The sequence below is a fragment of the Sphingobium limneticum genome (assembly GCF_008710155.1).
GTDB lineage: Bacteria > Pseudomonadota > Alphaproteobacteria > Sphingomonadales > Sphingomonadaceae > Sphingobium > Sphingobium limneticum.
In genome coordinates this window covers 51567-72227 of record NZ_VYPZ01000019.1, presented here as the reverse complement: position 1 = coordinate 72227, position 20661 = coordinate 51567, and the positions used below count along the sequence as shown (strand labels likewise).

The following is a 20661-nucleotide window of genomic DNA, read 5'->3' as shown; positions in this document are numbered from 1 at the left end:
GCTATGGCAGGGAGCGATCCCGTTGACGGTGGAAGCCATCTGGCTCAGAATGCATGCCTCGCCGCTCAATGCCGGCGCATAGAGATCTGTTGACCAAATCTCGCTTTCCTTCGTGACCCAGGACGTTGTCAAAGACATAAGGGAGTCGTCCATGGACCGCCGTCAATTCCTCGCCACCAGTGGTGCAGCCGCCCTCGCCGCTGCAACGCCCCGCGCTCTTGCCCAGACGGCTGGCGCCGACGACGCCCGGCTATCCGCGACCTTCGCCGCCATCTTCGATCGGCAGCTGGATCTTTCGCCCGCGTTCGTCACCAGCCTCGGCCTCGACAAGGGCGGCCGTGCCGGCGCGAAGAGCCAGCTGGACGATAACAGCAAATCGGCGATGATGAAGCGGCTGGCCGCGACGCAGGCTGCGATCAAGGAACTGGAGGGGTATAAGACCGCCAGCCTGTCCGACGCGCAGCGGTTGAACCTGGACGTCATTCTCTACGCGCTGGACCAGCAGACCGTCGCCCCCGCCAAATTCGGCCTCAACAGCGCGGTGCGCCCCTATCGCATCTTCCAACAGGGCGGCAGCTATTTCTCCACGCCGGATTTCCTCAACACCGCCCACACCATCAATGCCACGGCCGATTGCGATGCCTATGTCGCGCGGCTGGAGGCCTTCGCCCGCAACCTGCGCACCGACACCGCGCTCCAGCGGGATGAGGCGGCGCGCGGCTATCTGGCGCCGGGCTGGTCGCTCGACCTGACGCTGGGCCAGATGAAGAAACTGCGCAGTCAGAGCGCCTCAGACAGTTCGATGGTCCAATCGCTGGTCAAGCGCGCCGCGGCCAAGGGGCTGACCGGCGACTGGCAGAGCCAAGCCGCAGCGGTGGTCGAAAAATCCATCTACCCCGCACTGGACGAGCAGATCGCCGCGATCGAATCGCTACGCGGCAAGACGGCGGCGGGCGACGGCATCTGGCGCACCCCGCGCGGTGATGAAATCTACGCCGCGGCGCTCAAGAGCGCGACCACGACCGACCTGTCGGCCGACCAGATTCACGCCATGGGGCTGGAGCAGGTGGCGGACCTCTCCGCCCAGCTGGACGTGATCCTCAAGGGCGCCGGCCGCACCAGCGGGTCGATCGGCGAACGCCTTGCCGCACTCAATGTCGATCCTGCGCAGCTTTACCCCGACAGCGCGGAGGGCCGCGCCGCCCTGCTCGCCCAGCTCAATCGCGATATCGATGCGATGAAGGCCAAACTTCCCAATGCCTTCACCACCATTCCTGACACCGCGCTGGAAATCCGCGCAGTGCCCGTCGAAATTCAGGATGGCGCGTCCAACGGCTATTATAACCGCGCCGCGCTGGATGGATCGCGTCCCGCCATCTATTTCATCAACCTCAAGGATGTGGGCGACTGGCCGAAATATGGCCTGCCCTCGCTCACCTATCATGAAGGCGTGCCGGGCCATCACCTCCAGATTTCGACCGCGCAAAATGCGGGCGACGTGCCGATGCTCCGCAAGACCGCCTTCATGAGCGCCTATACCGAAGGCTGGGCGCTCTATGCCGAGCAGCTGGCCGACGAGCTGGGCGGCTATGCGACGCCGATCGACCGGGCCGGCTATCTCCAATCCTTCCTGTTCCGCGCGGCGCGGCTGGTAGTCGATACCGGCATCCATGCGAAGAAATGGGATGTGAAGCAGGCGACCGACTATATGGTCGAAAAGACCGGCTTCGCCCGCCCCCGCTGCCAGCGCGAAGTCGAACGCTATTGCACCCAGCCGGGTCAGGCGACCAGCTACAAGGTCGGTCATGGCGTATGGAGCAAGGCGCGCCAGGACGCGCAGGCCTCGCTCGGCAAAAACTTCGATATCAAGCAGTTCCACGCCATCCTTGAGGAAGGCGCGATGCCGCTGTCGATGCTGGAAAAGCGGGTCGCCGCGCGGGCGAAGGCGGTGAAGGGCTAACCGCCCTAGCCCTCATCACCTCGTCATCCCCGCGCAGGCGGGGATCCATCTCCCCAGCGTTGATCTTGGTGCAAGGTCAGGGGATGGATTCCCGCCTGCGCGGGAATGACGGATGTTTAACTGCCTCGATTATTCGTAATCCAGATCCTGATAGCTATCGTCCGCCACATCGGAGAAGCGCGTGATCTTGGCGTCGAACTTCATGCGGATGCGGCCGGTGGAGCCGTGGCGCTGCTTGGCGACGATCACCTCGGCCAGGCCGTAGATGCGCTCCATATTTTCCTTCCACGCGGCATAGGCGGCCTCGTCGTCGGGCTTGGGCTCCTTGGCGGCTTCATAATAATCCTCGCGGAACACGAACCACACCATGTCCGCGTCCTGCTCGATCGAGCCGGATTCGCGCAGATCGGACAGCTGTGGCCGCTTGTCCTCACGCTGCTCCACCGCACGGCTGAGCTGCGACAGCGCCAGCACCGGGACATGAAGTTCCTTGGCCAACGTCTTCAAACCGCGCGAAATTTCAGAAATTTCGTTCACGCGATTTTCGTTGCCGCGTCCGGTGCCCTGAAGCAGCTGGAGATAATCGACGACGATGAAGCCGATATCATGCCGCCGCTTCAACCGCCGCGCGCGGGTGCGCAGCGCCGCGATCGTCAGGCCCGGCGTATCGTCGATGAACAGCGGCAATTCCTGCAAGTCGCGCGCGGCGCGGGACAGGTTCTGGAAGTCCGCCCGGCTGATCTTGCCCATGCGCAGCGCTTCGCCGGAAATGCCCGACTGTTCGGCCAGCACGCGGGTGGCCAGCTGGTCGGCCGACATTTCCAGGCTGAAGAAAGCCGTCTTGGCCCCCATATTCTTTTCAGCCGGAATGCCATCGCCATTGTCCCGCAGCCAGCGCGACGCCGCATTATAGGCGATGTTGGTCGCCAGCGACGTCTTGCCCATGCCCGGACGACCGGCCAGGATCATCAAGTCGGAATTGTGCAGACCACCGATCTTGGCGTTCAGGCTGTTGATGCCGGTCGTGATCCCCGACACATGGCCGCCGCTGTTGAGCGCGCGTTCCGCCACCTGCACGGCGGCGGTCGAAGCCGTCAGGAAGCTCTTGACCGACCCGGACTCGCCCTCGCCCTCGGATACCTTGTAAAGCGCGACTTCCGCCGCTTCGATCTGCTCGCGGGGATTGACATCCTCGCTGGTATCCATCGCATTTTCAACCAGTTCCCGACCGACGCTGACAAGCTGGCGCAGCAGGGCCAGGTCATAGATCTGCGTCGCGAAATCGCGCGCGCCGATCAGCGCCGCACCATTGCCGGTCAGCTGCGCCAGATAGGCCGCGCCGCCCAGTTCCTTCAGTGCCGGATCCTGCTCCAGCATGGGTTTGAGCGTCACCGGATTGGCGACCATGTCCTTGTCCAGCAGGCGCATGATCGCGTCGTAGATGCGGCCGTGCAGCGGCTCGAAATAATGTTCGGCCTTCAGCCTCAACTGCACATCTTCGGCGATGCGGTTGTCGATCATGATCGCGCCCAGCAGCGCGGCCTCCGCCTCGACATTGCGCGGCAGTTCGGTTCCGCTGCTTTCAGCGGGGTTGATTTTCAGCAATTCGACCATGGCCCCTCTTTCCTCCGCCGGCGCGCGGTGCGCAAGGGCCAGAACGGAAACCATCTGTGGATAAGTCCCGCTTGCTTTTCGGCGCGCACCACCGCACTGACTAAATCCTGCATCATGGCCGATCCGCGCATCATAGACATCCAGCTGGACCAGCGCACGATCCTGTGGCGCAACGCCGACGTGGAGCAGGAACGGCGCATCGCGATCTTCGACCTGCTGGAGGATAATCACTTCGCGCCGCAGCGGGTCCATGCCGACGGCTATGCCGGTCCCTACAAGGTGATGCTGCGGGTCGAGGATGGGCGGCTCGGCATCGAAATCAACCGGGAGGATGATACGCCGCTGGAAGCGATCATCCTCAGCCTCGGTCGCTTCCGCCGGCCGATCCGCGAATATTTCGCCATTTGCGACAGCTATTATCAGGCGATCAGCAACGCCTCCCCGCAACAGATCGAGACGGTGGACATGGCCCGACGCGGCATCCACAACGACGCGGCGGAGGTGTTGAAGGAACGGCTGGAGGGCAAGATCGAGGTCGATTTCGACACGGCGCGCCGACTTTTCACGCTCATCTGCGTGCTGCATATCAAGGGGTAAGACGATCAGGGTTGTGACTTTGGGTGGCCTGCTGGTCCGCATCGGGGCGGGACTGGCGGTGGTCGCGGCGCTGGCTCTGGCGCTGTGGCTCTATGCGCGTGCCTGGGCGCCCGATCGCGATCAATATCCGGTACAGGGCGTGAGCATCAGCGCAGACAACGGCCCGGTCGACTGGGGCACGCTGGCGGCGCAGGGCGCAGACTTCGCCTATATCCGCGCCGGCGACGCCGCCGATCATCGCGACCCCGCCTTCGCCGCCAACTGGCGCGGGGCGCGCGCGGCTGGGCTGCGCTACGGCGCGCTGATCGAATTCACCCCCTGCCGCCTCGCCAGCGACCAGGCGACCCGCTTCATGACCACCGTGCCGCGTGACAATGCCGCGCTGCCCCCGGTCATTCGCCTCGCCTTCACGCCCGCCTGCACTGCCCGGCCCAACCGCGACCTGCTGCTGTCGGAACTCAACACGCTGGTCAATCTGGTGGAGGGGCATGCGGGGAAGACCGTGCTGCTCAACGTCAGCGAAGATTTCGATAAGGCTTACGATATCGGCTCGGGCATCAACCGGACGCTGTGGCTGGACGGCAATTTCTTCCCGCCCGATTATGCGACCAAGCCGTGGGTGATGTGGACAGCCAGCGACATGCGGCATATCGACGGCGTCGATGGTCCGGTCCGATGGAATGTGGTGACGCCCTGATGCAAGACGAACAACAAGTTGGACAGCTGATCGCGGCAGCGCGCGCAGCGATGGCCAACGCCCATGCGCCCTATAGCCGCTTTGCCGTGGGCGCCGCCGTGCGCCTGACCGACGGCAGCATCGTCACCGGCTGCAATTTCGAAAATGCCAGCTACGGCCTGTCGCTCTGTGCCGAAACGGTCGCGCTCGCCACGGTCAATGCACAGGGTCGTTTCGCAGACGTAACGGATATCGCGGTCGTCGGCGGCGCCATGAACGCGGGCGAGGAAGCGCTCGTCACCCCCTGCGGACGCTGCCGCCAGATCATGAATGAGGCCGAGCAGATGGCCGGCCGCACCCTTGGCATCTATTGCGCCACGCCCAGCGGCGACCGCATCCTCGACCTGACGGTCGCTGACCTCCTCCCCCATGCCTTCGGTCCCGCGGACCTGGGCATCGGCCCCACGACGAAGAGCTGAAAACGACATGGCCATTCTTTCCGACAAATGGATTCGCGAACAGGCGCTGAGCACCGGCATGATCGAGCCGTTCGTGGAGAGCCAGCGGCGCGAGGGCTGCATCAGCTACGGCCTGTCCTCCTACGGCTATGACGCGCGGGTGGCGGACGAATTCAAGATCTTCACCAATGTCGACAGCACCATCGTCGATCCCAAGGATTTCGATCCGAAGAATTTCGTCGATCGCAAGACCGACTGCTGCATCATCCCGCCCAACAGCTTCGCGCTTGCCCGCACGGTCGAATATTTCCGCGTGCCGCGCGACGTGCTGGTCATCTGCCTTGGCAAGTCCACCTATGCCCGCTGCGGCATCATCGTGAACGTGACCCCGCTGGAGCCGGGTTGGGAGGGGCATGTGACGCTGGAATTTTCCAACACCACCCCCCTGCCCGCGAAAATCTACGCCAATGAAGGCGCCTGCCAGTTCCTGTTCCTTCAGGGCAATGAACCATGCGAAGTCAGCTATGCCGACCGCGCGGGCAAATATATGGGGCAGCAGGGGGTGACTCTCCCCCGCCTGTGATGCGACAATCGCGGCCATGACATTCTGGCGCAGGACAACGCGCAATGCCGCGCCGCCACCCGATATCGGGCCGGACCGGCGGGTCTATGCGATCGGCGACGTGCATGGCTGCGCCGACCTGCTCGACCGGTTGCTGGCCATGATCGCCCAGGATGACGGCGACCGCGCAACCAAGCCGATCAGCCTGATCCTGCTGGGCGACCTGATCGACCGTGGCCCCCACTCGCGCGGCGTGATCGAACGGGTGATGGCGCTGATGGCATCGGGCGGCGACGTTCGCTGCCTCAAAGGCAATCATGAGGAAGTCTTCATCCTGGCCGCGCGCGGCAATGCGCAGGTCATGCCGGTCTTTCGCCGCATGGAGGGAGAGGCGACGCTGGCCAGCTACGGCCTGGACCCCGCCTTGTTCCGGGTCATGACCGATGCGGAAATCGTCGCGTGGATGGTCAGGCATGTGCCGCGCGCCCATGTCGATTTTCTGGACGCCCTGCCCGACAGCATCGCCATGGGCGACTATCTGTTCGCCCATGCCGGCGTTCGCCCGGGCGTGCCGATCGATGCACAAAGCCCGGCGGATCTGCGCTGGATCAGGCGCGAATTTCTCGACCATCGCGGGGCGCACAGCCATATGATCGTGCATGGCCACAGCATCAGCCCCGATGTGGACGAACGGGCCGGACGGATCGGTATCGACACCGGCGCTTTCCTGTCGGGCCGGCTGACCGCCATCGGGCTGGAGGGCACCGATCGCTGGTTTCTGCACACCGGCGACTGAGGCGATTCGCACGGAGCGCAGCGCGCGGAAGGACGCTTCTTCGCGCCATTTTTCCCTTTATGGCTGATCCAGATCAACCAGGGCCGCTACATCGTCGCAATAGCTGCCAACTTCCTGCAATCTTGCCCTTCGTCCGCTGCTTTCGCTTCTGTTTTCCATCGGACAGTCTAGCGTGTCCGGCATAGACGAGAGACGAGACAACAGATGAACCTCAAGATCATTTCGACCGGCAATGTGGGCCTGGACAAGATATTGGGCGGCGGCATCCCCGCCAGTCGTCTCTATCTGCTGGAAGGCGCGCCGGGATCGGGCAAGACTACGCTCGCGCTGCAATTTCTGCGCGAGGGCATCCGTAAGGGCGAGCGGGTTCTGTACATCACCCTGTCCGAAACCCGCGAGGAACTGGGCGCCGTCGCCGCGTCCCATGACTGGACGCTCGATGGCTTCGACGTGTTCGAACTGGAATCCGCCGATGACGTATTCGGCAATGGTCGCGAACAATCCATCATCCACCCGTGGGAAATGGAGCTGGGCGAAACCATCCGCCTGATCCAGGACGAAGTGGAGCGGGTCCGCCCCACTCGCGTCGTGTTCGACAGCCTGTCCGAAATGCGCCTGCTGGCGCAGGATCCGCTGCGCTATCGTCGTCAGGTTTTGGCCCTGAAGCAATTCTTCTCCGGCCGCGACAGCACCGTCATCCTGGTCGACGACATGACCGGATCGGCCGACGCCCGCGACGCCCATCTGCACAGCCTGTGCCATGGCGTCGTCACGCTGGAACGGCTGACGCTGGACTTTGGCGCGGCGCGCCGGCGCATGCAGGTGCAGAAACTGCGCGGCATAGACTTCACCGCCGGCTATCATGACATGATGATCCGCAAGGGCGGCGTGGATATCTTCCCCCGCCTGATCGCCGCCGATCATCATAGCGATTTCACCGGCGACATGGTGCAGAGCGAAGTTGTGGAACTCGACGCCTTGCTGGGCGGTGGCCCGATGCGCGGCACCAGCACGCTGATCACCGGACCGGCCGGGTCGGGCAAGACCACCATCGCCCTGCAATATCTTTATGCCGCCTGCGAACGGGGCGAGCCATGCACCCTGTTCGAATTTGACGAGCGTGTCGGCACATTGCTAACCCGGTCCAACGCCTTCGGCCTGGATATCACCCGCCATGTCGATCAGGGCTGCCTGACGATCCAGCAGATCGACCCGGCCGAAATCTCGCCGGGCGAATTTGCCGCGCGCGTCCGGCACGAGGTGGAGGAACGCGGCGTCCGCATGATCGTGATCGACAGCCTGAACGGCTATATGGCCGCCATGCCCCAGGAACAGCAATTGCTGCTCCAGATGCACGAACTCCTCTCCTATCTCAGCCAGCGGGGCGTGGTGACCTTCCTCATCAATCCGCAGCATGGGCTGGTGGGCACGATGTCGACCAACCTCAATATCTCCTACGTCGCCGACACCGTCGTGCTGCTGCGCTTTTTCGAAGCGGAAGGGCGCGTGCGCAAGGCCATTTCCGTGCTCAAGAATCGCGGCGGCGTGCATGAAGACGCCATCCGGGAATTTCGCATAGACAAGGATGGCGTGCGGGTGGGCGAGCCGTTGCGCGCATTCCGTGGGGTGTTGACCGGCACGCCCGAATATTTGGGCGCCACCAAACCCCTGATGGAAGATCGCACCAGTGATGCCTGACTCCCTGCGAGAGGGTCATCGCCTTCTCATCTGCGCGCCCTATGGGCGCGATGCCGACAGCGTCACCAAACTCCTCGCAGCCGAGGGTTACGACCTCCATATCTGCCCGGATATCGGCGCGGTTGCGGCTGCGCTGAATGAAAATGTCGGCGCGGTCCTGGTCACCGAAGAGGCGCTGACCGGCGACCTTACCCTGTTGCGCACGGCGATCGGCGCGCAGGCCGACTGGTCCGACGTGCCCTTCATCCTGCTGCGGGCGCAGCGGACCAGCCGTACCCCGCCCGGCCCCTGGATGCCCGGCCGCCTGCTCGACCTCGTCACCAATACGGTGGTGCTGGAGCGGCCGCTGGGCGTGGCATCCCTGGTCAGCGCGATCGCTTCGGCCATGCGCGCGCGCCGCAAGCAGTTCGAGATGCGCGATCGCATCGAGGAGCTGGCGACCAGCGAAAATAGGCTGCGCCTGGCTACAGCGGTCGCCAATATCGGCACCTGGGATTTCGACATCGTCGCGAACCAGTTGCGCTGGGACGAACGGTGCAAGGCGATGTTCGGCGTCCCCGCCGATACGGCCATCAGCTATGAAGCCCAGTTCCTCCCCGGCCTGCATCCTGACGATCGCGAACCGGCGGCCGCAGCCGTGACGGCCGCGCTCGATCCGCTCGGCGACGGCCAGATCGACATCGAATATCGCACCATCGGGCCGAACGATGGCGTGGAACGCTGGATCGCGGCCAAGGGCGGCGCGATCAAGGAGGATGGCCAGGTCGTCCGCCTGATCGGCACCGTCATCGACATTTCGGAGCAGAAGCGCGCCGCCGCCGCCCTTGCCGCGTCGGAAGCCGCGCTGCGCGAGGAAAGCCTGGCGCTGGACATTCTCAACCGGACCGGCCGGCATGTGGCGGCCGAACTGGATCTCGACCGCCTGGTCCAGACGGTGGTGGATGCCGGCCGCGAACTGACCGGGGCGGAAATCGGCGCCTTCTTCTACAATCGGATCGACGATGCCGGCGAAAGCTACCTGCTCTACAGCCTGTCGGGCGCGTCGATGGACGATTTCAGAAATTTCCCCATGCCGCGCAATACCGACATCTTCGCGCCGACCTTTGCGGGGACCGGCGTGGTGCGATCGGCCGATGTCACCCGCGATCCCCGCTATGGCCGCCACGACACCTATCATGGCATGCCCAAGGGACATTTGAAGGTCGTGTCCTATCTGGCGGTGCCGGTCATCGCGCGATCGGGCGAAGTGATCGGCGGCCTCTTCTTCGGCCATGCGCAGCCCGGCCAGTTTGACGAACGGGCCGAGCGGCTGGCGCTTGGCCTGTCGGCGCAGGCGGCGATCTCGATCGAAAATGCCCGGCTGGTGCAGGCCGCCCAGCGCACCAACCAGACGCTGGAACAAAAGGTCACCGAACGCACCGCCGCGCTGGAGGCCGAAATGGTCAGCCGCGCCCGGGCCGAAGCCGCCCTGCGCCAGAGCCAGAAGATGGAGGCGGTGGGCCAGTTGACCGGGGGTATCGCCCATGACTTCAACAATATGCTGACCGGCGTGATCGGCGGCATCGACATCGTCAAGCGCCGGATCGCGTCCGGCCGGCTGGACGATCTCGACCGGTTCATGGACGCCGCCTCTACCTCCGCGCAGCGCGCCGCAGCGCTGACCGCCCGGCTGCTCGCCTTCTCCCGCCGCCAGTCGCTCGATGCCCGGTCGGTGGATATCAACGCGCTCGTCACCGCCCTCGACGATCTGCTCGCGCGCTCCATCCATGAAAATATCCGGCTGACCATCGTGCCGGGTGAAGATGCGCCCCATGCGGTGGTCGATCCCAACCAGCTGGAAAACGCCATATTGAACCTGGCGATCAATGCCCGCGACGCCATGCCCGACGGCGGCGACCTGACGGTGGAGGTCGGTACGATCGAACTGGACGACGCCTATGTCGCGGCCAAGCCGGATATGGCGGCGGGCCATTATGTCGTGATCGCCGTGTCCGACAGCGGCGTCGGCATGGCCCCCGACATGATCGACAAGGTGTTCGAACCTTTCTTCACCACCAAGCCGATCGGCCAGGGCACCGGCCTTGGCCTGTCGATGGTCTATGGCTTTGCGCGGCAATCGGGCGGTCAGGTGCGCATCCACAGCCAGCCCGGCGTCGGAACCTCGGTCAAACTCTACCTGCCCGCAGGCGAGGTCACGGGTGAGGCTGAAGGCCAGGTGGCGCAGCCGATACAGGAAGGCCATGGCCAGACCGTGCTGGTGGTGGAGGATGACCCATCCGTCCGCCTGCTGGTACGCGACGTGCTGGAGGATCTGCGCTATGTCACGCTGGAGGCGGGCGACGCGGCCGAAGCGATCCCGATACTGCAATCGGGCCGACCGATCGACCTCATGGTATCCGATGTCGGCCTGCCGGGGATGAACGGCCGCCAATTGGCCGAAGTCGCGCGCGAACATCGCCCGCATTTGCCGATCCTGTTCGTCACCGGCTATGCCGAAAATGCTGCCGTGCGCGCCGGCTTCCTGGGCGAAAATATGGGCATGATCACCAAACCCTTCGCGCTCGACGCGCTGGCGGCCAAGATCGACGAGATGATGGCGGGGGCCGGCAGCTGATCGCCCCCTCATTTTGAAGTAGACATCAGCGCTGCCCTCGCCTACCCGCTCCTGCGAACTATTATCATTAATACCGCAGAGTGGACTGACGTCATGGCTTCCAGAGCTTCCCCCGCACCACGCTACAGGCTGGCCGTAGCCAGCCGTGTCCTGGCGGCGATTCCGCTCAACTATGCCCTGACCGCGATCGCCACCGCGCTGCTCGCCCGCCACCTGCCGCTCAGCCGTGCGGAGGCCACCATCGCGGCCACCCTCACCTCCTTCCTCATCTTCGCGCTAATCGCCATGGCGATCTTCCACGCCCGTTCGACGGCCAAGGTCTGGCTCTGGATGGTCGGCAGCACCGCATTGCTGGGCGGCCTCCTCGCGCTCTCGCTTCAGTTGGGAGGCCGCGCATGAAGGACGGTTTCCGCCAGTCCATGGCTTGGCTCCACACCTGGACCGGGCTGCTGCTGGGCTGGCTGCTTTTCGCCATGTTCGTCACCGGTACCGCCGCTTATTTCCAGGAGGAGATCAGCCGCTGGATGAAGCCGGAAGTCATCGCCGCGCCCGATCGGGAAGCCGCGACACAGGCCGCCATCACCTATCTTAACCGCACCCAGCCGGATGCGGAAAACTGGTTCATCTCCCCCCCTTCGGCGCGTACCCCCACCGCCAATGTGTTCTGGCAACCGCGCAAGGTGGAAGGCGAAGAGCCCCGCAAGCGGCGCGGTCGGCGCGGCGACACCAGCGCCACGCTGGACGGCCAGGGTCAGCCCGTCACCGCACGCGAAACCCAGGGCGGCTTCTTCCTCTACCGCTTCCATTTCGACCTGCATTATATCCCGGTCCATTGGGCGCGCTATCTGGTCGGCGTCGCGGCGATGTTCATGCTGATCGCGATTTTCAGCGGCATCGTCACTCACAAGAAGATCTTCGCCGACTTCTTCATGCTGCGCTTCGGCAAGGGGCAGCGCAGCTGGCTCGACGCGCATAATGTCACGGCGGTTTTCGCCCTGCCCTTCTATCTGATGATCACCTATACCGGGCTGGTCACGCTGGCGACGCAATATATGCCCTGGGGCATCGCGGCCAATTATAGCCAGCCCGACGCCTTTTTCGAAGAGGTCTTCCCCGGCCGGGCGGAGGTGGAACGCTCCGGCATCGCCGCGCCGCTCGTGCCCGTGACCCCGTTGATGGAGGTCGCGCGTCAACGCTGGAACGGAGCCGATGTCGGCTCGGTGAGGGTCGCCCTGCCCGGCGACAGCAACAGCACCATCACCCTGACCCGCGCCTCCAGCGGCGCGATCGGATCGCGCGGCGAAAGCATTGTCTTTTCCGGCACGTCCGGCGACCTGATCGAAGCAAGCGCACCGCAGGGTGGCGCCATGGCAACGCAAAGCGTGATGATCGGCCTGCATGCCGGCCGCTTCGCCGGCTGGGGCCTGCGCTGGCTCTATTTCCTGTCCGGCATCGGCGGCACGATCATGGTCGGCAGCGGCCTTGTCCTGTGGACGGTCAAACGCCGCGCCAAGCTGCCCGATCCCGCGCATCCCCATTTCGGCTTCCGCCTGGTCAGCCGGATGAACGTCGCCACCATCGCCGGCCTGCCGGCGGGCATCGCCACCTATTTCCTGGCCAATCGCCTGTTGCCCCTGGGCATGGAAGCCCGCGCGGACTGGGAAATCCACAGCCTGTTCATCGTCTGGGGCGCGACGCTGATCTGGGCGATCGCACGTCCCGAAAAGCGGGCCTGGGTGGAAAGCCTGGCGCTGGCCGGTGGCCTGTTCGCCGCCGTCCCGGTCATCAATGCGCTCACGGTGCCGCGTAACGGCATCACCGGCCTGCTGTCGGGCGACTGGCTGTTCGTCGCCTTCGACATCGCCATGCTGATCCTCGCCGTCGGCCTTGGCTTCGCCGCGCGCAAGGCGGCCCGCGCCACCACTGCAAAGCCCCCGCGCCGCGCCCGCGCGATCAAGGAAGAACTGGCCACCGCATGACCCACATCATCGCCATCGCGCTCTGCATCGCCGGTTTCGCTAGCCTGTGCGCCGCCATGGTGCGGCACCAGCCCGATTTCGTCGGGCGCAAGCTGGATGCGGGGACCAGCCGCCTGCTGCGCCATGCCGGCTTCTCCCTGTTGCTGGCGGCATTGGCGGTCGACATGATCGGCCTGGGTGCCGGCTATGGCGCGGTCGCCTGGTGCGCGCATCTGACGCTGGGCGCCGGGCTGGTCCTGTTCCGCCTCAATCGCACGATCGCCCGCCAACCGGTGAAGGCGAAGCCGGCGCGGAAAGGGTAATATATCCGGGCTGAGTGGATCGACCGCTGGCGAGTGGATATAAAGCGTTCCCCGGCGCAGGCCGGGGGCCAGTTCAGAGGGTGAAACTGGCCCCCGGCCTGCGCCGGAGAACGCAAAGCCATAGGCTCACATCATCGCGCGTTACTGTAAATCCAGCCTATCACCGCCACCCCTTCGCCACCGCCGCTTTCTCGCCAACGGCATCGACCGGCGCCCCATCCATCAGCGCATCTACAGTCGCCATGACCCGCGCATCGGCGGACGACGCCTGCCGATAAGTCGTTTCCCGACCCGCCCCCGGCAACACCTGCTGCACCTGCCAGCCTTCGCCTTCACGGCAGGCAACGCCCGCCATCGCCCCGTCGAAGCTGCGGCACCAGCCGCCGCCCTTGCGCTGGAAGGTCAGGCCGATGCGGATCCCCGCCCCATCCTGCGCCGACGCCAACTGGCTATCGAGCGCGTTGGCAAGCGGACCCTGCGCCACCATGACGCCATCCTTCATGCCGATCGGCCCGGCCGCACCACCGGAAAAGCGCCCAACACCCAGCCCCAGCACCAGGCTGGCCGCGATCGCGCCACCCATGGCCCAGCCACCCCAGCGGCGGACTGGCCCCTTCATCGGCACCACCGTCTCGCTTTCTTCCAACAGGCTGCGCAGCCGATCGGGGACCGGCTCCTGCGCCACCGGCGCATAATGGCCCGCCAGCCGCTCCCGCAATCGGCGATGCTGCGCCAGCCGCTCGGCCAGCGCCGGATCGCCCGCAACGGCGCGCTCCAACCGGCGCCGGTTCACCTCGTCCAGTTCGCCATCGACCATCGCGATCAGCATGGCTTCGTCGATATCCGTCATGCCGCCTCTCCCATCAGTTCCAATAATGCGCCACGCCCCCGGACCAGCCGCGACGTCAAAGTGCCCGTCGGTATGCCCAGCACCGCCGCCGCTTCCTTGTAGGACAGCCCCTCGACCAGCACGAGCGCGATCGCCTCGCGCTGTTCGTCGGGCAATGCCTGCATCGCCCGGTCGACGTCGGACAGCATCATATGCGCCTCCACATCGCGATCGCCGGCATGGCCAACCGTTAATCCCGCCTCTTCGGGGGCAAAGGTCTTCGCGGCGCGTTGCCGGGCACGGGCTTCGTCGATCCACAGGTTGCGCATGATCCGATACATCCAGCTGTCCAGACGGGTGCCCGGCTGCCACTGATCGCGCGCCTTCAGGCCGCGCTCCAGCGCCGCCTGGCACAGATCGTCCCCATCGGCGCGATCCCGCGACAGGCTGGCGGCAAAACGCCGCAGCCGGGGCAGGATATCCAGCAGGTCGCGTTCGAATGACATCCATACTCCGTCGCTTGTTCGAAGGATGAAACGTGCCAGCCCATCCGTTTCATCCCGCAGACAGATGACGAATGGACATTTTTTCGCAATGGATGATTTTGCACGCGAACGGAACGGTGAGGCGGACATGAAGCTGACGCGCCCATGGATGATGGCGGGCCTGATCCTGCTGGCGCCGACGACCCTGTCGGACGCGCAGGCGCAATTGTTGCCGGGCGGCGGCGGCCTTGGCCCAGTTAGTCAGGGTGGCATAGGTCAGGTCGTGCCCGATACGCTTGGAAAGGTTGGGGATCAGGTCGGCGACCGGGTCGGGTCGGCGCTCGATGCGACCGGGCTGAATCGCCTCAGTCCCGCCCGGCTTGCCGATCGGCTGGCGGCCGCCCGCGCCGCGCGAGTGAGCGACCTGCTACGCCGGCATGGCGACCGGATCGAACTGGACGACCGGCGCGAACCGGCCCGGCGCGGCGTCATCCTGCTGACCGGCGCGGACGATGGTGCGCTCGCCGCCCTGCGCGCGGCAGGCTATAGCGTGGACAGTGAAACGGTCGAAGGCATAGATCTGCCCATCGCCCGCCTCACCCCGCCCAAGGACAAAAGCCTGCCCCGCGCCCTGCGCGATGTGCGCAAGCTCGCACCGCAAGCGCAGGCAAGCGCAGACAATCTCTATTTCCCCAGCGGCCCGGCGCTGGCGCTGACGAACGCCGCGCTTGCCGGCGGGGGCAAGATGGACGGGCGCGTCGCCGGCCTGATCGACGGCGGCGTGGGCCGCCACCCCTCGCTTGCATCCGCCATCGAACAGCGCGGCTTCGCACAGGGCGCCCCCCGCGCCAGCCCGCACGGCACCGCCGTCGCCTCGCTCATCAGCGGCGAAGGTGCTGTGCGCGGCGCAGCACCGGGCACCCCCTTACTGGTGGCCGATGTCTATGGCGACGATCCGGCCGGCGGCGGCGCCTTCGCCATCGTCCGCGCGCTAGGATGGATGGCGGCGCGCGGCGTGCGCGTGGTCACGGTCAGCCTGGTCGGGCCGGCCAATCCCCTGCTCGACGGCGCGATCCGGCTGGCGCGGGACAAGGGCGTGACGGTTGTCGCGGCGGTCGGCAATGATGGCCCGGCCGCGCCGCCCGCCTATCCCGCCTCCTACCCCGGCGTGATCGCCGTCACCGGCATAGACGGGCGCGGGCGGCCTTTGCCCGAAGCCGGGCGCGCGCTCCATGTCGATTTCGCCGCCCCCGGCGCGGACATGCAGGCGGCCGATATGCAGGGTGGCAAGGCAGCCGTTCGCGGCACCAGCTTCGCCGCGCCGCTGGTCGCCGGCCGGCTGCTGGCGCGCGGCACGCTGGCCGCCCTGCGCGCCGAAGCAGGCTCGGCTCGGAAGGGACAGGCGCCCGTCATCTGCGGCAATTGCAGAAATAACGACTGAATTTCCGTAGCTTGAAATTATTTCACAGGCATCGGGATTAAAGCGACAGTCCCTCCCGTTCTCCTTTCATCACGACGATATTGATGAAGGAGATATGAGATGAAAGCCAAGTATCTGATCGCCGCAGCCTGCCTCACCGTCCTGTCGGTGGCCCCTGCCTCGGCCCAGTTGCTGGGCGGCGGCGGTGGCGGCCTGGGCGGCTTGGGCGGCTCGCTCGGCGGCGCACTGGGCGGTGGCGGCAGCGGCGGCTTTGGCGGTTCGCTCGGCGGCACGCTGGGCGGCGCCGGCAGCCTCGATCGCAGCATCGACCTCGACAATGGCCGCGTGGGCGCCAGCGGATCGAGCCGCAGCCGCGCCGATGGCGCTGCCAGCGGTTCCGCCACCCGCAACGGCAAGAGCCGCAGCGCCAGCGCTTCGGGTTCGGCGGACGGTTCGGCCACCGGCAGCCTGGCGGTCGATACGCTCGGCACCAATGACGCCCGCAATGCGGTCGGTTCGGTCCGGGACCGCGCCACCGATACGGCCGGCACCGTCCGTGATCGTACCACTGAAACCGCCGGCGCCGCGCGCAACCGTGCCACTGAAACCGCTGGTGCCGCCCGTGATAGGGCGACCGGCACCCTCGCCAGCGCGCGCGACCGGGCCGGCACCACGGTCGGCAACGCCCGCGATCGCGCCTCCGCCGTGAAGGACCGCGCCGGTTCGGCCGCCGGCAATGCCGCAGGGCAAGCGACGGGCGCCGTCAACAACGCGGCCTCAATCGACGCCAGCGGCTCGCTGTCGGGTCAGGTCAGCGGCCAAGGCTCTTCGACCGGCGGCACCAGCAGCAACGATACCCCCGATCAGGCGGACTGATTGACCCCGCCGGGGCATGCGGCCAAGCGGGCCCGTTCCACACCGCTTGGCCAAAGCCCCTCCGCCTGACGAATGGGCCGGCAGCCTTTCAGGCCGCTGGCCCATTCCCCTTTTCAGCGCAGATCAGCGCATTTTGAAGTCAGCTGGCACAGCTGGCGGCTCGCAAAATGCGGAAAACAAAAACTGTTATAGCATGATCCGATTCAATTTAATCGGATCATGCTCTAACGAACGTTCAGGCCCAGTTCGCCCAGCAATTGCCCGGCCTGCTCGCGCGATATCGTCGCGCCCCGGAACAGGCCGGCATTGACCAGCCGCAACCCGCTGATGTCGGCCCCGCGCAGGTCCGCCCCGTCGAACCGGCATCCGTCCAGCGTCGCGTCGCGCAGACTGCATCCATCGAACAAGGTGCCGCGAAAATCGCATTTGGCCAGATCCGCCTGACTGAAATCCACCGCCGTCACCACCTGCTTGCGGAAGGAAAAGCCCGGCAGCCGCGCGTTGACCAGCAGCGTCTCCTTGAACTCCATGTCCAGCGCACTGGCATCGGTCAGGTCCGCGCCGGTCAGCTTGCACCGCTCGAACTTGGAACCGAACAGCTTGGCCCGCCGGAACGCGCCATTGTTGAAATCGCAGGCGGTCAATGCCGCCTCGCGCAGGTCCGCCCCGGCAAAGGTCGCAAACCCACCCCGGCAGGACATCCAGCGCGATCCGTCCAGCTTGGCCCCGGTCAGGTCGGTGCGGCGCAACTGGCACCGCTCGAACGTCCAGCGCGACAGGTCCAGCCCCGACAGGTCGGCCTCATCCAGGTCGCAATCGACCAGATGGTGGGGCAATCCCCCGACCAGCGGCGCGATATCGGCCCGGCCCAGCGTCTGTTCGCTTATGGTGCGATCGGCAAACAGGTCATCCATGCCCCCGCCATAACCGCAAGCCGGGACATGATCCAAGCCGAAACGGAAAAGGCCGGCGATCCTTTCGGACGCCGGCCTTTCCACCCCCCTGGGCAATGCGTGTCGGATCAGGCGACCTTGGCCTGCTCCTCCAGGATTTCGTCCGGATCGCGCAGCACATAGCCGCGGCCCCAGACCGTCTCGATATAATTGTCGCCGCTGCATGCCAGCGCCAGCTTCTTGCGCAGCTTGCAGATGAACACGTCGATGATCTTGAGTTCCGGCTCGTCCATCCCGCCATACAGGTGGTTCAGGAACATTTCCTTGGTCAGCGTCGTGCCCTTGCGGAGCGAAAGCAGCTCCAGCATCGCATATTCCTTGCCGGTCAGGTGGACGCGATTGCCGTCCACTTCCACCGTCTTGGCGTCTAGGTTGACCGACAGCTTGCCGGTGCGGATGACCGACTGGCTATGGCCCTTGGACCGGCGCACCACGGCGTGGATGCGGGCGATCAGCTCTTCGCGATGGAAGGGCTTGGTCACATAGTCGTCCGCGCCGAAGCCGAAGGACCGGACCTTGCTGTCCATTTCCGAAATGCCCGACAGGATCAGAACCGGCGTCTGCACCTTGGCAGCGCGCAGCTTCTTGAGCACGTCATAGCCGTGCATGTCCGGCAGGTTCAGGTCCAGGCAGATGATATCATAATCATACAGCTTGCCCAGATCGAGGCCTTCCTCACCCAGGTCAGTCGTGTAGACATTAAACCCCTCGGTCGTGAGCATCAGCTCGATCGCCTTGGCGGTGGTCGGTTCGTCCTCGATCAGCAGCACGCGCATGTGAAGCCCCTTTTGCACCTTCCGGTCAGTAGCAGTCCCGTTCACCCCACCAGAACGGCTTCTGCTCCAATTCATTAACCAAAAAACTTCTGAAGGACAAAGGTTAATTTTTCGCTAACCGGCAGGAATCCACGAGTCGCGCCAATTCGAATCTGTTTACAAAGGGTTGAGACCGTAACGGCCCGCCCGGAGTCAAGATGGATTCACCTGCGAAACGAGGCCTCTCGGCCCCATTCGCAGTCCCATCATGGCGCGAACATGCTGAAGGAAATCTTACTCCGGGCCTGATCCGGGTTAACAGCCGTGATGCTTGGTCAGGAAGTCCAGCAGCGCATCGACACGCGCCGGGCGCAGCCGCGACGGCGGCGTCACCAGGTGCAGGCCGAAGGGCGGCGGGCGCCAATCGGTGAGGATTTCCTCCACCTCGCCCTTCGCCAGCGCATCACCGATGATGAAGTCGGGCAGGCGCGCCACCCCCACCCCCATGCGCAGCGCGGGCAGCATCGCTTCCCCGCTGTTCACGGTAATGCGGCCGCGCACCTGCACCACCACATTCTGCTGCCCCGGACCGGCAAAGCGCCACACGTCCGGCGCTGTCGCGTTCGAATAGCAGAGGCAGTCGTGGCTCCCCAGGTCGGACGGATGCTGCGGCCGCCCGCGCTCGTCCAGATAGGCGGGCGAAGCGATGACGTGCATCGTCACATCCGCCAGCCGCCGCGCGCGCAGCGAACTGTCGGGCATGTCGGCGATGCGGATCGTCGCATCCAGCCCCATCTCCACAATATCGATCTTCGCGTCGGACAGATGCAGGTCGACATCGACCAGCGGATGTTCCTTGGTGAATTTCGCGATCAAAGGCGCGATTCGCAGCAGGCCGAACGTCATCGGCGCGCCCAGCCGCACCGTGCCGGACAGGTCCGCCGTTTCGTCGCGCGCCGCCTCTTCCGCCGCCTGCCCCTCGATCAGGATGCGCTGGGCATGATCGGCCAGCCGCTTGCCGCTCTCGGTCAGCGCCAGGCGACGGCTGGTGCGGTTGAACAGGCTGGTGTCCAGATGCTCCTCCAGCCGCGTCACCGCCTTGGACACGGTCGCCTTCGACACGCTCAGCGCCTTGGCCGCGTCGGTGAAGCTGCGATGTTCCACCACGGCGGCGAACATCGCCCAGGCCTCGAAGTCAGGTAGTCGCATCGGGAAACAATCCGTTTCAAAGCTGCCGGTTTAAGAAACGACCCTGATGGCTAGATTGGTGGAAAGCAAGCGGAAGCATCTGCCTCCGCAACGAAAGGTAACGCCACATGAGCATCACGACAGCGAGCCGCATCGAGCGCCGCCCGTTCGCGTCGCTTGGCCATGCCGACCATGGCTGGCTGAACGCGCGCCACCATTTTTCCTTCGCCGATTATCATGATGAGGACCGCGTCCACTGGGGCGCGATCCGGGTGTGGAATGACGATGAGATCGGCCCGCGTTCGGGCTTTCCGCCGCATCCGCATGCCGACATGGAAATCATCACCTATGTCCGCACCGGCGCCATCACGCACAACGACAGCCTGGGCAATCAGGGTCGTACGGCGGCCGGCGATGTTCAGGTGATGTCGGCCGGCACCGGCATTCGCCACGCCGAATATAATCTGGAGGATGAAACCACCACCCTCTTCCAGATCTGGGTCATTCCCCGCACACGCGGCGGTCAGCCCTGCTGGGGTGCCAAGCCTTTCCCGAAGGACGACCGTTCGGGCGCGCTTCGGGTTCTGGCCAGCGGCTATGACGAAGACCGCGAAGCGCTGCGCATCCGCGCCGACGCCCGCCTGCTGGGCGGCACGATAAAGGCGGGTGAGAGCGTGACCTACGCGACGGAGGAAGGCCGCCACCTCTATCTGGTCCCGGCAACGGGCCGCATCGAGATTGACGGTCAGCCCTTCGAGGCGCGCGACGGCGCGGCGATCATCAGCGGCGCGCCAATCACCATCACCGCTCAGGAGGATGCCGAAATCGTCCTGGTGGACAGCATCTAACACCCCTTTGGCCCGTCCATCCCCCTCCCCTCGGACGGGCCGGGCCGCTCG

Annotated in this window: 20 protein-coding genes; 14 read left to right on the top strand and 6 right to left on the bottom strand. The window is 65.3% G+C overall.

Annotation, left to right across the window (positions count from 1 at the left end; genetic code table 11):
• Positions 1 to 151 precede the first annotated feature (151 nt).
• Positions 152 to 1960 carry a DUF885 domain-containing protein gene (locus F4U94_RS17905; protein ID WP_120249637.1) on the top strand — a complete coding sequence of 603 codons (1809 nt, stop codon included), beginning with the start codon at positions 152 to 154 and terminating at the stop codon, positions 1958 to 1960.
• A gap of 129 nt (positions 1961 to 2089) precedes the next feature.
• Here F4U94_RS17905 and F4U94_RS17900 read toward each other — a convergent pair whose 3' ends face one another.
• Positions 2090 to 3574: a replicative DNA helicase gene (locus F4U94_RS17900; protein ID WP_120249636.1), complete on the bottom strand. Its 1485-nt coding sequence runs from the start codon at positions 3572 to 3574 to the stop codon at positions 2090 to 2092.
• A 114-nt stretch (positions 3575 to 3688) separates the two neighbouring features.
• On the opposite strand from F4U94_RS17900, the gene F4U94_RS17895 reads away from it, so the two are divergent.
• The 10 genes from F4U94_RS17895 (at position 3689) to F4U94_RS17850 (ending at position 13256) form a co-directional block, all read left to right on the top strand.
• Positions 3689 to 4171, top strand: a complete 483-nt coding sequence (locus F4U94_RS17895; protein ID WP_120249635.1) for a UPF0262 family protein — start codon at positions 3689 to 3691, stop codon at positions 4169 to 4171.
• 13 nt (positions 4172 to 4184) lie between these two features.
• Positions 4185 to 4868 carry a GH25 family lysozyme gene (locus tag F4U94_RS17890; RefSeq protein WP_425505029.1) on the top strand — a complete coding sequence of 228 codons (684 nt, stop codon included), beginning with the start codon at positions 4185 to 4187 and terminating at the stop codon, positions 4866 to 4868.
• A complete protein-coding gene (locus tag F4U94_RS17885) occupies positions 4868 to 5326 on the top strand; it encodes a cytidine deaminase (RefSeq protein WP_120251975.1) in 459 nt (152 codons plus the stop codon). The genes F4U94_RS17890 and F4U94_RS17885 overlap by 1 nt, the downstream gene beginning before the upstream one ends.
• 7 nt (positions 5327 to 5333) lie before the next feature.
• Positions 5334 to 5888 carry a dCTP deaminase gene (gene dcd, locus F4U94_RS17880; protein ID WP_056682258.1) on the top strand — a complete coding sequence of 185 codons (555 nt, stop codon included), beginning with the start codon at positions 5334 to 5336 and terminating at the stop codon, positions 5886 to 5888.
• 16 nt (positions 5889 to 5904) lie between these two features.
• Positions 5905 to 6663 (top strand): metallophosphoesterase family protein, encoded by a 759-nt coding sequence (locus F4U94_RS17875; protein WP_120249634.1) that lies wholly within the window; start codon positions 5905 to 5907, stop codon positions 6661 to 6663.
• Positions 6664 to 6867: 204 nt separating this feature from the next.
• On the top strand, positions 6868 to 8361 hold the full coding sequence (locus F4U94_RS17870) for an ATPase domain-containing protein (RefSeq protein WP_120249633.1): 1494 nt from the start codon (positions 6868 to 6870) through the stop codon (positions 8359 to 8361).
• Positions 8354 to 10975 carry an ATP-binding protein gene (locus tag F4U94_RS17865; protein WP_120249632.1) on the top strand — a complete coding sequence of 874 codons (2622 nt, stop codon included), beginning with the start codon at positions 8354 to 8356 and terminating at the stop codon, positions 10973 to 10975. Before F4U94_RS17870 ends, F4U94_RS17865 begins: the two co-directional genes overlap by 8 nt.
• A gap of 93 nt (positions 10976 to 11068) precedes the next feature.
• Positions 11069 to 11374, top strand: coding sequence for a hypothetical protein (locus tag F4U94_RS17860; protein ID WP_120249631.1), 306 nt, complete (start codon positions 11069 to 11071; stop codon positions 11372 to 11374).
• Entirely contained in the window at positions 11371 to 12954 is a 1584-nt protein-coding gene (locus F4U94_RS17855) for a PepSY-associated TM helix domain-containing protein (protein ID WP_120249630.1), read from the top strand. Before F4U94_RS17860 ends, F4U94_RS17855 begins: the two co-directional genes overlap by 4 nt.
• On the top strand, positions 12951 to 13256 hold the full coding sequence (locus F4U94_RS17850; protein ID WP_120249629.1) for a DUF3325 domain-containing protein: 306 nt from the start codon (positions 12951 to 12953) through the stop codon (positions 13254 to 13256). The genes F4U94_RS17855 and F4U94_RS17850 overlap by 4 nt, the downstream gene beginning before the upstream one ends.
• Before the next feature lie 160 nt (positions 13257 to 13416).
• Here F4U94_RS17850 and F4U94_RS17845 read toward each other — a convergent pair whose 3' ends face one another.
• Together F4U94_RS17845 and F4U94_RS17840 are read right to left on the bottom strand one after the other, a co-directional pair.
• The gene (locus F4U94_RS17845) at positions 13417 to 14106 is read right to left on the bottom strand and encodes an anti-sigma factor family protein (protein WP_120249628.1); all 690 of its coding nucleotides are present in this window, start codon (positions 14104 to 14106) and stop codon (positions 13417 to 13419) included.
• The gene (locus F4U94_RS17840; RefSeq protein WP_120249627.1) at positions 14103 to 14591 is read right to left on the bottom strand and encodes an RNA polymerase sigma factor; all 489 of its coding nucleotides are present in this window, start codon (positions 14589 to 14591) and stop codon (positions 14103 to 14105) included. The genes F4U94_RS17845 and F4U94_RS17840 overlap by 4 nt, the downstream gene beginning before the upstream one ends.
• Before the next feature lie 88 nt (positions 14592 to 14679).
• Here F4U94_RS17840 and F4U94_RS17835 point away from each other — a divergent pair, with 88 nt between their 5' ends.
• Both F4U94_RS17835 and F4U94_RS17830 read left to right on the top strand, forming a co-directional pair.
• The gene (locus tag F4U94_RS17835) at positions 14680 to 16011 is read left to right on the top strand and encodes a S8 family serine peptidase (RefSeq protein ID WP_150412120.1); all 1332 of its coding nucleotides are present in this window, start codon (positions 14680 to 14682) and stop codon (positions 16009 to 16011) included.
• 99 nt (positions 16012 to 16110) lie between these two features.
• Positions 16111 to 16866 carry a hypothetical protein gene (locus tag F4U94_RS17830; RefSeq protein ID WP_120249626.1) on the top strand — a complete coding sequence of 252 codons (756 nt, stop codon included), beginning with the start codon at positions 16111 to 16113 and terminating at the stop codon, positions 16864 to 16866.
• 224 nt (positions 16867 to 17090) lie between these two features.
• On the opposite strand, the gene F4U94_RS17825 is transcribed toward F4U94_RS17830, so the two are convergent.
• From F4U94_RS17825 to F4U94_RS17815, 3 genes are all read right to left on the bottom strand, one after another.
• Entirely contained in the window at positions 17091 to 17780 is a 690-nt protein-coding gene (locus F4U94_RS17825) for a pentapeptide repeat-containing protein (RefSeq protein ID WP_120251973.1), read from the bottom strand.
• Between the two features lie 107 nt (positions 17781 to 17887).
• Complete coding sequence (gene ctrA / locus F4U94_RS17820; protein WP_056682290.1) at positions 17888 to 18595, bottom strand: response regulator transcription factor CtrA; 708 nt, start codon at positions 18593 to 18595, stop codon at positions 17888 to 17890.
• A 294-nt stretch (positions 18596 to 18889) separates the two neighbouring features.
• The gene (locus tag F4U94_RS17815) at positions 18890 to 19783 is read right to left on the bottom strand and encodes a LysR family transcriptional regulator (protein ID WP_120249625.1); all 894 of its coding nucleotides are present in this window, start codon (positions 19781 to 19783) and stop codon (positions 18890 to 18892) included.
• 107 nt (positions 19784 to 19890) lie between these two features.
• Here F4U94_RS17815 and F4U94_RS17810 point away from each other — a divergent pair, with 107 nt between their 5' ends.
• On the top strand, positions 19891 to 20610 hold the full coding sequence (locus F4U94_RS17810; protein WP_120249624.1) for a pirin family protein: 720 nt from the start codon (positions 19891 to 19893) through the stop codon (positions 20608 to 20610).
• The last annotated feature ends 51 nt before the right edge of the window (positions 20611 to 20661 follow it).

Bases quoted from the DNA above. Each gene is read 5' to 3' on its own strand.
- F4U94_RS17865 (WP_120249632.1), top strand. From the start codon at position 8,354: ATGCCTGACTCCCTGCGAGAGGGTCATCGCCTTCTCATCTGCGCGCCC.
- F4U94_RS17810 (WP_120249624.1), top strand. From the start codon at position 19,891: ATGAGCATCACGACAGCGAGCCGCATCGAGCGCCGCCCGTTCGCGTCG.
- F4U94_RS17855 (WP_120249630.1), top strand. From the start codon at position 11,371: ATGAAGGACGGTTTCCGCCAGTCCATGGCTTGGCTCCACACCTGGACC.
- F4U94_RS17875 (WP_120249634.1), top strand. From the start codon at position 5,905: ATGACATTCTGGCGCAGGACAACGCGCAATGCCGCGCCGCCACCCGAT.
- F4U94_RS17905 (WP_120249637.1), top strand. From the start codon at position 152: ATGGACCGCCGTCAATTCCTCGCCACCAGTGGTGCAGCCGCCCTCGCC.
- F4U94_RS17830 (WP_120249626.1), top strand. From the start codon at position 16,111: ATGAAAGCCAAGTATCTGATCGCCGCAGCCTGCCTCACCGTCCTGTCG.
- ctrA (WP_056682290.1), bottom strand. From the start codon at position 18,595: ATGCGCGTGCTGCTGATCGAGGACGAACCGACCACCGCCAAGGCGATC.
- F4U94_RS17870 (WP_120249633.1), top strand. From the start codon at position 6,868: ATGAACCTCAAGATCATTTCGACCGGCAATGTGGGCCTGGACAAGATA.
- F4U94_RS17835 (WP_150412120.1), top strand. From the start codon at position 14,680: ATGGATGATTTTGCACGCGAACGGAACGGTGAGGCGGACATGAAGCTG.
- F4U94_RS17860 (WP_120249631.1), top strand. From the start codon at position 11,069: ATGGCTTCCAGAGCTTCCCCCGCACCACGCTACAGGCTGGCCGTAGCC.
- F4U94_RS17840 (WP_120249627.1), bottom strand. From the start codon at position 14,591: ATGTCATTCGAACGCGACCTGCTGGATATCCTGCCCCGGCTGCGGCGT.
- F4U94_RS17900 (WP_120249636.1), bottom strand. From the start codon at position 3,574: ATGGTCGAATTGCTGAAAATCAACCCCGCTGAAAGCAGCGGAACCGAA.
- dcd (WP_056682258.1), top strand. From the start codon at position 5,334: ATGGCCATTCTTTCCGACAAATGGATTCGCGAACAGGCGCTGAGCACC.
- F4U94_RS17815 (WP_120249625.1), bottom strand. From the start codon at position 19,783: ATGCGACTACCTGACTTCGAGGCCTGGGCGATGTTCGCCGCCGTGGTG.
- F4U94_RS17825 (WP_120251973.1), bottom strand. From the start codon at position 17,780: ATGGATGACCTGTTTGCCGATCGCACCATAAGCGAACAGACGCTGGGC.
- F4U94_RS17845 (WP_120249628.1), bottom strand. From the start codon at position 14,106: ATGACGGATATCGACGAAGCCATGCTGATCGCGATGGTCGATGGCGAA.
- F4U94_RS17850 (WP_120249629.1), top strand. From the start codon at position 12,951: ATGACCCACATCATCGCCATCGCGCTCTGCATCGCCGGTTTCGCTAGC.
- F4U94_RS17885 (WP_120251975.1), top strand. From the start codon at position 4,868: ATGCAAGACGAACAACAAGTTGGACAGCTGATCGCGGCAGCGCGCGCA.
- F4U94_RS17895 (WP_120249635.1), top strand. From the start codon at position 3,689: ATGGCCGATCCGCGCATCATAGACATCCAGCTGGACCAGCGCACGATC.